Below are 12,403 nucleotides of genomic sequence, written 5' to 3'. Positions count from 1 at the left end.
CATGAAAGCGCCGCCGCGCTCAACACGTCAATGGTGTTGTCATAAGCCTCGCCGCAGTGCGTCAGGGCATGCCCAGCGGGACACGCACCGGTCGCCCGGGCCTTCGCCGCCCGGTCAGGCCGGGGCTGCCGGGGCCGCCGGAGCCGTGGCGCTGCCGGCCGTGCTGCCGAGGGTGCGCTCGGCCTTGGCGACGGCCGCGCGGTAGTAGAGGGAGGCGAGCTGGGAGGACCCGTCGTCGCGCTGGAAGAAGCCGTAGGACATGGCGACGGAACCGAAGCGTTCGACGGCGATGTAACCGTTGAGCTGGACGCCGCCCAGGGTGCCGTCGAGCCGGACGGCGGGGGCGCCCTGGCGGTCGCCGAGTGTCATGGGGGTGACGGTGAAGGTCACGGCCCCGCCGGCGTCGTCGTTGAAGGTGAGGCTGTGGCAGGAGGCGAACGCGTCGGTGACGGTGGCGAAGTCGGTGGTGAGCCGGGCGGAGTCCTCGGCGGTGAGCGACTCGGTCACCATCGGGTTGCCGTCGGGGCCGTCGAACTCGACTTCCTGATGCGGGGCTTGTGGCGAGGCCTGGGCCCCGCTCCGGTTCAGCAGGGCGCGCAGTGCGTCGCAGCCGGCGACCGGGGAGGCTCCGCCGCTCGGCGAGGGGCCGACGCCCGCCGGGGCCTCGGTGAAGTCGGGGCCGAGCTCGGCGGCGGTGAGCAGGGCCGCCTTCAACTGGTCCGCCGTGGGCAACTGCTCGGCCGGGGCAACTCGGACGGTGAGCGTGGCCGGTGGGGCGGCGCCGGTGGCGCTGTCGGCCGAGCCGAGGGTGACGGCAGTGGCCACGGCCACGGCGGCAAGAGTGAGGAGAGGCCGCGAACGGGACATGCGGGCCCCCGATCAGGAGTCGGACAGGGACAGGCACCCAGTGTCGCACCGGGGCCGCCCCACCGCCCGCCCTGGCGGCAGAAGCGCAGGTCAGGATGGGTCAGCGGGCCGCGCGGGAGCACCGGGCCTCGTAGGAGAACCGGGCCACCTCAAAGCACCGGGCTGCGCACTGGAGCCGGGCCGCCTCGAACCACCGGGCTACGCAGGAGAGCCCGGCGGCGCGGAAGCACCGGGCAGCGCGGCGAGCGTCTCCGTCAGCCACTCCACCCAGAACGCCTCCAGCCCGATCCCGGCCCGCAGCACGGCGTGCTGGAGCCGGTTCTCCCCGGCCGCCTTCTCGGGCGGGAAGTCCCGCCGCTCGATCTCCTCGTAGTCGGCCAACTGCGTACGGTGAAGGGCGAGATGCCGGGCCAGTTCGGCGTCCAGCCCGGCCGTGCCGACCACCGCCGCCGCGCGCAGGCGCAGCAGCAGGGGTTCGCGGACGGTCTTGGGGTCGTCCCCGCCGGCCGTCCACCGTTCGAGTTCGGCGCGGCCGGCGGGCAGGACTTCGTACTCCTTCTTCTGGCCGCGTACGGGGCCGGTCTGCGGGAGGGCCCGGATCAGGCCGGAGGTCTCCAGGCGGCCGAGTTCGCGGTAGATCTGCTGGTGGGTGGCGGACCAGAAGAAACCGATCGACCTGTCGAACCGCCGGGTCAGCTCCAGCCCCGAGGACGGCTTCTCCAGCAGGGCGGTGAGGATGGCGTGCGGCAGCGACATGGGGTCGATCCTAGAGGTCCGCCCCACCGGCGGATCAGATCGCGGCGGCCAGCTCGGTGCCCTGCTTGATGGCGCGCTTGGCGTCGAGCTCGGCGGCCACGTCGGCGCCGCCGATCAGGTGCGGGGTGAGGCCGAGTTCGCGCAGGGCGGCGTCGAGGTCGCGGCGCGGCTCCTGACCGGTGCAGAGGACGACGGTGTCGACGGGCAGCAGCTGCCGTTCGCCGTCCACGGCGAAGTGCAGGCCGGCGTCGTCGATCAGTTCGTAGCTCGCGCCGGCGACCATGGTGACGCCGCGGTGCTTGAGTTCGGTGCGGTGGATCCAGCCGGTGGTCTTGCCGAGGCCGGCGCCGACCTTGGTGGTCTTGCGCTGGAGCAGGTGGACGCTGCGCGGGGGCTTGGGCCGCTCGGGGCTGGTGAGGCCGCCGCGCTCCCGGTATTCGGGGTCGATGCCCCACTTGCGGTGGAAGACGGGCGGGTTGAGGCTGGCGGCGTCGCCCTGGTCGGTGAGGTACTCGGCGACGTCGAAGCCGATGCCGCCGGCGCCGAGGATGGCGACGCGCTCGCCGACGGGGGCGCCGTCCCGCAGCACGTCCAGGTAGCCGACCACGCTCGGGTGGTCGACTCCCGGCAGGTCGGCCGGGGTTCGCGGGCTGACGCCGGTGGCGAGGACGATCTCGTCGAAGCTCTCGGCGGCCAGCTGCCCGGCGCCGACCACGGCGCCGAGGCGCAGCTCGACGGCCAACTCGGCCAGCCGGGTGCGGTAGTAGCGCAGGGTCTCGTCGAACTCCTCCTTGCCGGGGATCCGCCGGGCGATGTTCAGCTGCCCGCCGACGGTGTCGGCGGCGTCGAACAGGGTGACGGCGTGGCCGCGTTCGGCGGCGGAGACGGCGAACGCGAGGCCGGCCGGTCCGGCTCCGACGACGCCGATCCGCTTGCGCACCTTCGTGGGCGCGAGGACGAGTTCGGTCTCGTGGCACGCCCGCGGGTTGACCAGGCAGGAGGTGATCTGCCCGCTGAAGGTGTGGTCCAGGCAGGCCTGGTTGCAGCCGATGCAGGTGTTGATGGAGGCGGCGCGGCCGTCCTGCGCCTTGGCGACGAAGTCGGCGTCGGCGAGCAGCGGCCGGGCCAGCGAGACCAGGTCGGCGCAGCCGTCGGCGAGCAACTCCTCGGCGATCTCGGGGGTGTTGATGCGGTTGACGGCGACGAGAGGCACGGTGACCGAGCCCATCACCTTCTTGGTCACCCATGCGTACGCACCGCGCGGGACGGAGGTGGCGATGGTCGGGATGCGGGCCTCGTGCCAGCCGATGCCGGTGTTGATGATGGTGGCGCCGGCTGCCTCGACGGCCTGGGCGAGCCGGACGACCTCGGCGAGGGTGGAGCCGCCGGGGACGAGGTCGAGCATGGAGAGGCGGTAGATCAGGATGAAGTCGGGGCCGACCCGCTCGCGGACACGGCGGACGATCTCTACGGGGAAGCGCATCCGGTTCTCGTAGGAGCCGCCCCACTCGTCCTCGCGCCGGTTGGTGGCGGCGGCGATGAACTCGTTGATCAGGTAGCCCTCCGAGCCCATGATCTCGACGCCGTCGTACCCGGCGCGCTGGGCGAGGGCCGCGCAGCGGACGAAGTCCTCGATGGTCTGCTCGACCTGCCCGGGGTCGAGCGCGTTCGGCACGTACGGGCTGATCGGGGCCTGGAGGGCGCTGGGGGCGACCAGGTCCGGGTGGTAGGCGTAGCGGCCGAAGTGCAGGATCTGCATCGCGATCCGGCCGCCGGCGGCGTGCACGGCGTCGGTGACGGTGCGGTGCCGGTCGGCCTCCGCCTCGGTGGTGAGCATGGCGCCGCCGCCCCAGGGCCGGCCGGCTTCGTTGGGGGCGATGCCGCCGGTGACGATCAGGCCGACGCCGCCGCGGGCGCGCTCCGCGTAGAAGGCGGCCATCCGGTCGAAGCCGCCGGGGGCCTCCTCCAGGCCGACGTGCATCGAGCCCATGATCACGCGGTTGGGGAGGGTGGTGAAGCCGAGGTCGAGCGGGCTCAGCAGGTGGGGGTAGGGCGGCTGGGCGGTGGTGCTCATCGACGTCTCCTGGCGGCGGGGCGGCTCTTTGTTACCACACGGTAGGGGATGCGTCGGACTCTATGCAACAAGTTGCATAACCGGAATGCCCACCGCGGCCGCCGAATATCGCTGACCACCCGTCAGCCCACCGCCGAACACGCGTATGGTCGTTGCGCGACAGGGGGTTTCGCAGCGGACCCCCGGGGAGGGGGCGGCAGTGCGGGGCGGGTCGATAGCCGTGGTCGGCGGCAGCATCGCGGGGTGCGCGTTCGCGCGGGCCGCCGCGCGGGGCGGGGCAGAACAGGTGGTGGTCCTCGAACGGAGCCCGGGCCGGCTGGAGGACCGAGGGGTCGGCCTCTGCGTCCTCGACCCCCGCTACGACGAGCTCGTCCGGGCCGGCCACCTGGACGACGGCATCCGGCACCACCGGCTCAGCCACCGCCACTGGCTCACCCGCGAAGGGGACGGGGGCGGGACGGGGGCCACCGGCGGGGGCACGCCCCGCGGGCGGCTCCTCTGGGCACAGGAGATGCCGTTCCACTCCTACCACTGGGGTGTGCTCTGGCAGGCCCTGCGCGAACGCACCCCCGACAGCGTCACCTTCCGCCTCGGCGACGCCGTCACCGCGGTGGGCGGCGCGGACGGGGACGGCGGGAACGGGAATAGCGGGAACGGGAACAGCGGCAACGGCGGGCAGGCCTGGGTGGAGAGCGCCGGCGGCGGACGCGAGACGTACGACCTGGTGGTCGGCGCCGACGGCTACCGCTCGGTGGTCCGCGAGGCCGTCTGCCCCGAATCCGCCTTCCCCGGCGCCCGGCCCGCCTTCGCCGGGTACGTCTGCTGGCGCGGCAGCTTCGACGCCGGGCTTCTGGACGGGCTGCCCGGCGGCGCGGCGCTCTGGCCGGAGGGCGAGGTGATCACCGTCTGCTACCCCGGCGGCCAGGTGGTGCTCTACCGCATCCCGGGCGTGGAGCCCGGCTCCACCCAGGTCAACTGGGTCTTCTACGCCCCCACGCCGTCCTGGCTGCGGCTGGACGGCGCGACCAGCGTCCCGGCCGGAACGCTCACCACCGCCCGGTTCGAGGAGCTGGCCGAACTGGCCGACCGGCACCTGCCGCCGTACTGGGCCGGGGTGGTCACCCTCACCCCGCGTGAGCGGACCTTCCTGCAGCCGATCTACGACCTGGCCGTCCCGCGCCGCACCGCCGGCCGCCTGCTGCTGGCCGGGGACGCGGCCACCGTGGTCCGCCCACACAACACCAGCGGCGTCGTCAAGGCGCTGCAGGACGCCTGCGCCTTCGAGGAGACGTGGCGCACGGCCGGTTCCTGGGCCGAACTGCTGCCCGCGTACGACGCCGAACGCGGCGTGGTCGGGCGGGAGACCGTCGAGGTGGGGCGCCGGCTCGGGCAGGCCCAGGTGACCGGGGCGCCCGACTGGTCGGCCATGGACGAGGCGTCGATGATCGCCTGGTGGCAGCAGCAGGTCGCCGGCACCGGCGGGTTCGGCGGCCACGCCATCGGGCGGCCGCCGACCCTCCCTCAGAATTCCCGGGCGGAGTAGGAGTTCACCGGCCTGCCGCCGGCATCGCCTCAGACGTTGACGCCGTAGTCGGTGGCGATGCCGCGCAGGCCGGAGGCGTAACCCTGGCCGATGGCACGGAACTTCCACTCCACTCCGTTGCGGTACAGCTCGCCGAAGACCATCGCGGTCTCGGTCGAGGCGTCCTCGGTGAGGTCGTACCGGGCGATCTCCTGGCCGTTGGCCTGGTTGACGATCCGGATGAACGCGTTGCGGACCTGCCCGAAGCTCTGCAGGCGGGCGTCGGCGTCGTAGATCGACACCGGGAAGACCACCTTGGCCACGTCGACCGGCACCGCGTCCAGGTCGACCTTGATCTGCTCGTCGTCGCCGTCGCCGCCACCGGTCAGGTTGTCACCGCTGTGCTCGACCGAACCCTCAGGGCTGCGCAGGTTGTTGAAGAAGACGAAGTGCTGGTCCGAGACGACCTTGCCGAGCGCGTTGCAGAGCAGCGCGCTCGCGTCCAGGTCGTAGTCGGTCCCGGTGGTGGTGCGCACGTCCCAGCCGAGGCCGACGATGACGGCGGTCAGGCCCGGCGCCTCCTTGGTCAGCGAGACATTGCCACCCTTGGCCAGCGAAACTCCCACGATGCCCTCCTCGATTGCTCTCCCTGCCCAAGAATCTACAACACTGTAGAGATCACGAGAATCCGCTTGCAGCGACGCGGGAGCGCGAGACGCGGGGCGCACGGGGGCGGAGTGTGGGGGCGCGGGGCCGCGGGGCGGGTGCGCCCGGGGTGGCGGGAGCGGCCCCGGGTCTCGCGGTGGTCGAGCCCATCGACACCCTCATGCCGCCAGCAGCTCGGCGACGTGCGGCGGCAGCAGGCACGCCTGCCGGGCCAGCAGCTCGACGAAGGCCGCCGTCAGCGGATCCGGCCGGGTCCGGGTGTACGCGGCGAGCGGGCGCCGCACCGGCGGTTCGGGCCGGCGGACCAGGCCGTCGAAGCCCGGCGGCACGATGTTGGCGGGCACCAGGGCGGGCCCGAGCCCCGCGGCGGCGAGCAGCGGTGCGGCCGCGGTCTGCTCCGTCCGCACCGCGGCCCGCGGCCGGAAACCGGCCTCCGCGCAGGCCCGGTCCAGCAGATCCGCGAGCCCGTTGCCGGGCGCGTAGTGGACCCAGTCGCGCTCGGACAGGTCGGCCAGGCCGATGACGTGACGATCACTCAACTCCTCGTCGACGGGCAGGGCGAGGACGAACTCCTCCACACCGAGCTCCCGGATCGGCCCCTCCCAGTCCGCCGGCGGCGTGCCGACCGCGACGTCCGCCTGCCCGGCCGCCAGCGCGGCGCGCAGCTCGTCGTTGTGGGCGTACTCCCGCAGCCGGATCCGCACCTGCGGATGGAGCCGGCGCCAGGCGCGCAGCACCGGCGGCAGGATGCCGAGGCTCACCGAGTAGACGGTGGCCAGCTCCAGCTCGCCGCCGTCCAGCCCCGCGGTACGGCGGGCCGCCGTCCGCAACCGCTCGGCGTCGGCGAGCGCCGCCCGGGCGTGCGGCAGGACGGCCCGCCCCATCGGCGTCAGCCGGACGGCGCGCGGCAGCCGCTCCAGCAGGGTGCCGCCGACGGCCCGCTCCAACGCCCGCACCTGGTGCGAGAGCGCGGGCTGGGTGACGTGCAGCTGCTCGGCGGCGCGGGTGAAGGAACCGGTGTCGACGACGGTCACCAGGTATTCGAGCTGTCGCAGCGTAGCCATGCAGGGAGTTTATGGGTGGGCGAGAAAACAAGCCTTGGACTCATCGGCGGGTGCCGGTGGAAGGTCGGACGTACCGAAGTCCCCTCCGCACCCCCTGACAGGAGCCACCGTCATGACCTCCACCGCCCTCCCCTCCGCCGACCTCTCCGGCCGCCGCATCGTCGTGGTCGGCGCCGGCTCGAACACCGGCCGCGCCCTCGCCCGCACCGCCTCCGCGGCCGGCGCCGAACTGGTCCTGGCCGGCCCCGACCCGCGCAAGCTGGAGTGGACGGCCGGAGAGCTCACCGGCCCGGCCGAGGTCGTCCCGGTGGACCTCGCCGACGAGGCCTCCATCGCCGCCCTGGCGAGCGCCACCGGCCGCTTCGACCACCTGGTCTCCACCGCCGCGACGCCCGCCAACGGACCGCTCGCCGAGCTCGAACTCGCCGACGTCCAGCGGGCGTTCGCCGCCAAGGTCTACGGTCCGCTGCTGCTCGCCAAGCACCTCGCCGGCCAGGCCGCAACCGGCAGCGCCGACGGCGCGTCCTTCACCTTCTTCTCCGGCGTCGCCGCCTGGCGCCCCGCCCCCGCCCGCACCGTGATGGCCACGACCAACGGCGCGCTGGCGTTCCTCGTCCAGGCCCTCGCCGTCGAGATCGCCCCGGTCCGCGTCAACGCGGTCTCCCCCGGCATCGTCGACAGCGGCGCCTGGGACCGCATGGGCACCGACAAGGAGCCGTTCCTGCGCTCGATCGCCGAACGCAACCCGGCCCGCCGCGTCGGCACCACCGAGGACCTCGTCCGCGCCGTCCTGTTCACCATGACCAGCCCCTTCGTCACCGGCACCGTCCTCCACGTGGACGGCGGCGGCCGCCTGGCGTGAGGCACCCACCGGCGTGAGCGGCCGTCGTCCCGGCCGCGCACCCCGCCCGCAGGGGCACCTCGCCGCATGCCGGAGGCGCCCGTCGGCCCGGGCCTGCCGCAGTGACCGGACGTAGACTGACCGTGCGGCGTTCGCGCACCGCTCCCGCTCCCCTGCACGGGTCCCCCAGGAGGTCCCCATGCGCCAGCGGCACAGCTTCCACCTCGACCGGGGCAACCACTCCGTGACGGTGAACGTCCGGTCCGGCTGGATCACCGAGACCGAGTTGCTGGTGGACGGCAAGGAGCTCGCCTTCCACCGCGTGCACGGGCACGGCGTCTACCCGCTCACCCTCGCCGCCCAGTTGGCCGAGGAGCCGCCGGTGCCGCTCGCCGTCCGGCTGGAGCGGACCGGGGCGCCCGAGCAGCCGCTCGCCTGTGTGCTGGAGCTGGGCGGCGCCGCCCACCCGATGCCGGAACACACGGAGTACTGAGGGCTCCGCGCGGCCGGCACCGGACGCGCCCTCACGCCTGTCCGGCCTCCGCGGCGATCTCTGCCACGATCTCCTCGACGGCGGCCCGGGCGCGGTCGGCGTCCTCCGCCACCAGACCGATCCTGGTCCGGCGGTGGAGCACGTCGTCGGCGTCCAGCGCGCCCTCGTGCGTGACCGCATAGGCGATCTCGGCGCGGGTGACGTCGATACCGGGCACGACGGGCGCCGCGTAGCCGGCGCCGAGGGCCGTCCCCTCCGCCAGGACCTCGCGGGCCGCGCCACCGTGCCGGGCGAGCAGCGAGGCGGGCACCTCACCCTCGGGCGCCGGACGGCTGTCGCGGTGGGTGGGTGCGCCGACCAGGGGCAGCCGGGCCGTCCAGCAGGCGCGGGCGGGCAGGCCGCGCAGGCGGGCGGCGGTGTCCACCGCGTCCTCGGCCATCCGGCGGTAGGTGGTGAGCTTGCCGCCGACCACGGTGATCACGCCGGACGGGGACTCCAGCACGGCGTGCCGGCGGGAGAGGTCGGCGGTGGCGCCGCCGCCGGTGTCGATCAGCGGCCGCAGCCCGGCGTAGGCGCCGCGCACGTCCGCCCTGGTCAGCGCGGTCTGCAGGGCGGCGTTGACGGTGTCGAGGAGGAAGGCGAGCTCACCCTCGGTCGGCTGGGGCTCGTCCGGGATCGGGCCGGGCGCGTCCTCGTCGGTGAGGCCGATCGCGACCCGGCCGAGCTGCTGCGGCAGCGCGAAGACGAACCGGCTGGTGGAGCCCGGCACCGGCACGGTGAGCGCGGCGGCCGGCCGGCCGAGGGCGGCCGCGTCGACGATCAGATGGGTGCCGCGGCTGGGCCGCAGCCGGATCGACGGGTCGACGTCGCCGGCCCAGACGCCGGTGGCGTTGACCACGGCGCGGGCGGCGAGGGTGAGGGACCGGCCCGTGAGGGCGTCGGTCAGCCGGGCCGAGGTGCCTGAGACGTCCTCCGCCCGCACCCGGGTCAGCACGGTGGCGCCGTACTGCGCGGCCGTCCGGGCCAGTGCCACCACCAGCCGTGCGTCGTCGACCAGTTGGCCGTCGTGCGCGACGAGCGCACCCGTGAGGCCCTCCGCCCTGACGCCGGGCACCAGTTGGCGGGCGCGCTCGGCGCCGACGCGGCGCACCCGGGGCAGCAGCCCGCCCGGCGTCCCGGCGCTCAGCCGCAGCGCGTCGCCCGCGACGAACCCGACACGGACCAGCGAGGTCTGCCCTCGGCTCATCAACCCCGGGAGCAGCGGTACCAGTTGGGGCATCGGGCGGACCAGGTGCGGGGCGGTGCGGGTCATCAGCACACCGCGTTCGACGGCGCTCTCCCGGGCCACCCCGACCCGTCCGGAGGCGAGGTAGCGCAGGCCGCCGTGGACCAGCTTGGAGCTCCACCGGCTCGTCCCGAAGGCGAGGTCACGGGCCTCGACCAGGACGGTGCGCAGGCCGCGGGCGGCCGCGTCCAGGGCGACCCCCGCGCCGGTCACGCCACCGCCGATCACCAGCAGGTCGACGGCCGGCCCGTCGGTGAGGTCGTCGAGCTCCAACTCCCTGCGCCTGGCGTCGAGTCGGGTGGTTCCGGCGTAGGGCCCTGCGGCGGTGGTCATCTGGTGCCTCCGTTCGTCGCGGTGTTCCGATCGGTTGCGATGCTCCGGCCAGCCGTGGCGGCCCGACCGGCCGTGACGGCCCGGTCGGCCCCGGCGACCCGGCACGTCCCGGCAGCACGGCCGGTCATGGCGCGCTCGTGGCGGCTCACGGCGCGAGGTATCCGTTCAGGGCCCGGGCCAGTTCGCGCCGCCAGGCCTCCTCGGACAGCAGCGCGGCGACCATGCGGTGCGACTGCACGGTGGACTGGGCGATCAGCAGCACCATGGCGGCCAGTTCGACTGGCTCGCCGGCCCGGATCGAGCCGTGGGCCTGCCCCTGTTCGATGCCGGCGCGCAGCGCCTCGATCAGGCCGCGCTGACTGGTGCCGAGCCGTTCCACGACGTACTCGAAGAGCGTGTCGGAGTCGGCCGAACGCAGCAGGGCGCCGAGCACCGGGTGGTCGCGCAGCCGGACGGCGACCTCGACCACCCCGTCCACCAGGGCCTCGCGGTCTTCGCCGGCGAGCGCCACCGTCTCCTGGGTGGCCCGGATCTCGCGGGTGAGCAGAGCCCCGATGACCGCCCGGACGTCCGGCCAGCGCCGGTAGACGGTCGGCCGGCTGACCCCGGCACGGCGGGCGATCTCGGCCAACTGGGTCCGGCGCACGCCGAGGTGGACGATCAGCTCGGCGGCGGCGTCGAGGATCGCGTCGTCGGTGGAGCGGGGCTCCGGGGCACCGCCGGGAGTGCCGGCGCCGCCGAGGGTGCCGGGGGTGCCCGGAACGCCAGGGCCACCCGGGGTGCCTGCGCCGTGGGAACCGCCTGAGCTCGCGTTACTACTTGACATGATGTGTGAAACTGTAACGCATGGCACCTGAGAAGCAAGCGGGACCGGCCGGCGCCGCGTTGCCGCTCCCCCCGATGAAGTGGGACGCCTGGGGCGACCCGGCCCTCGCCAAGGAGCTGTCCGCCGACATCAAGGCCCTGCTCGCCGCCGCCCTCGGCGTCACCGGCGACGCCGCCCCCGGCCCGGCCGCCGACGAGGTCGTGCTGCACCCCTCGCGGCTGGCCGAGGACGACCTGAAGGCGCTCGCGGCCGTGGTCGGCGAGGCCCATGTGAGTGCCGCCGACGCCGACCGCCTCCCCCGGTCCGGCGGCAAGTCCACCCCCGACCTGCTGCGCCGCCGCAGCCGCGAGCCGCAGGACGCGCCCGACGCCGTCGTGCTGCCCGGCAGCGAGGACGAGATCACCGCGCTGCTCGCGCTCTGCGCCGAGCGCCGGATCGCCGTCGTCCCCTTCGGCGGCGGCACCAGCGTGGTCGGCGGGCTCGACCCGGAGCGCGGCGGGCTCAGCTCCGTCGTCTCGCTCGACCTGCGCCGCTTCGACCGGCTCCTCGACCTGGACGAGACCTCCGGCGAGGCCGTCCTCGGCGCGGGCCTGACCGGCCCGGCGGCGGAGGCTCTGCTCGCCGAGCGCGGCTTCGAGCTCGGCCACTACCCGCAGAGCTTCCGCTTCGCCACCATCGGCGGGTTCGCCGCCACCCGCTCCTCCGGCCAGGACTCCGCCGGGTACGGGCGCTTCGACGAGATGGTGCGCGGCCTGCGCGTCGTCACCCCGGCGGGCGTCCTGGACCTCGGCCGCGCCCCCGCCTCCGCTGCCGGCCCCGACCTGCGCGAGCTCTTCCTCGGGTCGGAGGGCACGCTGGGCGTGATCACCGCCGTCCGGGTGCGAGTGCACGCGGTGCCCGCCGTGAAGGCCTACGAGGCCTGGTCCTTCCCGGACTTCGCCGCCGGCGCGGCCGCCCTGCGCGCCGTCGAGCAGCAGGACACCGGCCCGACCGTCATCCGGCTCTCCGACGAGGCCGAGACCATGGTCAACCTGGCCATGACGGAGAAGATCGGCGGCGAGCCGGCCGTCAGCGGCTGCCTGGCGGTCACCGTCTTCGAGGGCACCGCCGAACAGGTCGCCACCCGCCACCAGCTCACCCGGGCCGTCCTGCTGGCCGCCGGCGGCACCTCCCTCGGCGAGGCGCCCGCCCGGGCCTGGGAGCACGGCCGGTTCAGCGCCCCGTACCTGCGGGACTCGCTGCTCGCCGCGGGCGCGCTCTGCGAGACGCTGGAGACGGCGACGGACTGGCGCCGGCTCGCCGACCTGCGCTTCGCCGTCACCTCCGCCCTGACCGAGGCCCTCCCCGGCGCGCTCGTCCTCTGCCACATCTCGCACGTCTACCCGACCGGCGCCTCGCTCTACTTCACCGTCGTCGCCGCCCTCGGCGAGGACCCGCTCACGCGGTGGGCCGCCGCCAAGCGCGCCGCCGGGGACGCCATCGTCGCGGGTGGCGGCACCATCAGCCACCACCACGCCGTCGGCGCCGACCACCGGCCCTGGATGGCCGACGAGATCGGCGAGCTGGGCATCCGGATCCTGCGCGCGGTCAAGGCCGAGCTCGACCCGGCAGGCATCCTCAACCCCGGAAAGCTGATCCCTTGAGCGGGCGAACGGTCGAGGGGTGCGCCCGGGCCC

11 protein-coding genes are annotated in these 12,403 nt (G+C 74.6%); 4 read left to right on the top strand and 7 right to left on the bottom strand.

Annotated features, from left to right (window positions below; all coding sequences use genetic code 11):
- Positions 1–114 precede the first annotated feature (114 nt).
- The 3 genes from ACZ3YO_RS37200 to ACZ3YO_RS37190 form a co-directional block, all read right to left on the bottom strand.
- Positions 115–831 (bottom strand): hypothetical protein, encoded by a 717-nt coding sequence (locus tag ACZ3YO_RS37200; protein ID WP_465578355.1) that lies wholly within the window; start codon positions 829–831, stop codon positions 115–117.
- A 234-nt stretch (positions 832–1,065) separates the two neighbouring features.
- A complete protein-coding gene (locus tag ACZ3YO_RS37195; RefSeq protein WP_465578353.1) occupies positions 1,066–1,623 on the bottom strand; it encodes a PadR family transcriptional regulator in 558 nt (185 codons plus the stop codon).
- 34 nt (positions 1,624–1,657) lie between these two features.
- Positions 1,658–3,697, bottom strand: a complete 2,040-nt coding sequence (locus tag ACZ3YO_RS37190; RefSeq protein WP_465578351.1) for an oxidoreductase — start codon at positions 3,695–3,697, stop codon at positions 1,658–1,660.
- Positions 3,698–3,896: 199 nt separating this feature from the next.
- On the opposite strand from ACZ3YO_RS37190, the gene ACZ3YO_RS37185 reads away from it, so the two are divergent.
- Positions 3,897–5,240, top strand: a complete 1,344-nt coding sequence (locus ACZ3YO_RS37185; protein WP_465578349.1) for an FAD binding domain-containing protein — start codon at positions 3,897–3,899, stop codon at positions 5,238–5,240.
- A gap of 29 nt (positions 5,241–5,269) precedes the next feature.
- On the opposite strand, the gene ACZ3YO_RS37180 is transcribed toward ACZ3YO_RS37185, so the two are convergent.
- Positions 5,270–5,845 (bottom strand): TerD family protein, encoded by a 576-nt coding sequence (locus ACZ3YO_RS37180; protein WP_465554155.1) that lies wholly within the window; start codon positions 5,843–5,845, stop codon positions 5,270–5,272.
- A gap of 198 nt (positions 5,846–6,043) precedes the next feature.
- Entirely contained in the window at positions 6,044–6,949 is a 906-nt protein-coding gene (locus ACZ3YO_RS37175; protein ID WP_465578346.1) for a LysR family transcriptional regulator, read from the bottom strand.
- A 112-nt stretch (positions 6,950–7,061) separates the two neighbouring features.
- On the opposite strand from ACZ3YO_RS37175, the gene ACZ3YO_RS37170 reads away from it, so the two are divergent.
- Both ACZ3YO_RS37170 and ACZ3YO_RS37165 read left to right on the top strand, forming a co-directional pair.
- Complete coding sequence (locus tag ACZ3YO_RS37170; protein WP_465578344.1) at positions 7,062–7,811, top strand: SDR family oxidoreductase; 750 nt, start codon at positions 7,062–7,064, stop codon at positions 7,809–7,811.
- A 178-nt stretch (positions 7,812–7,989) separates the two neighbouring features.
- Entirely contained in the window at positions 7,990–8,283 is a 294-nt protein-coding gene (locus ACZ3YO_RS37165; protein ID WP_465578342.1) for a hypothetical protein, read from the top strand.
- Positions 8,284–8,314: 31 nt separating this feature from the next.
- On the opposite strand, the gene ACZ3YO_RS37160 is transcribed toward ACZ3YO_RS37165, so the two are convergent.
- Both ACZ3YO_RS37160 and ACZ3YO_RS37155 read right to left on the bottom strand, forming a co-directional pair.
- Positions 8,315–9,901 carry a glycerol-3-phosphate dehydrogenase/oxidase gene (locus tag ACZ3YO_RS37160; RefSeq protein ID WP_465578340.1) on the bottom strand — a complete coding sequence of 529 codons (1,587 nt, stop codon included), beginning with the start codon at positions 9,899–9,901 and terminating at the stop codon, positions 8,315–8,317.
- A 145-nt stretch (positions 9,902–10,046) separates the two neighbouring features.
- Positions 10,047–10,727: a TetR/AcrR family transcriptional regulator gene (locus ACZ3YO_RS37155; protein WP_465578338.1), complete on the bottom strand. Its 681-nt coding sequence runs from the start codon at positions 10,725–10,727 to the stop codon at positions 10,047–10,049.
- Between the two features lie 20 nt (positions 10,728–10,747).
- Here ACZ3YO_RS37155 and ACZ3YO_RS37150 point away from each other — a divergent pair, with 20 nt between their 5' ends.
- The gene (locus ACZ3YO_RS37150) at positions 10,748–12,370 is read left to right on the top strand and encodes an FAD-binding oxidoreductase (protein ID WP_465578336.1); all 1,623 of its coding nucleotides are present in this window, start codon (positions 10,748–10,750) and stop codon (positions 12,368–12,370) included.
- Positions 12,371–12,403 lie beyond the last annotated feature (33 nt).

This window comes from Kitasatospora sp. NPDC022785 (assembly GCF_055561295.1).
Note: the sequence above shows the minus strand (reverse complement) of the source record. Positions and strands in the feature narration are given on the sequence as shown.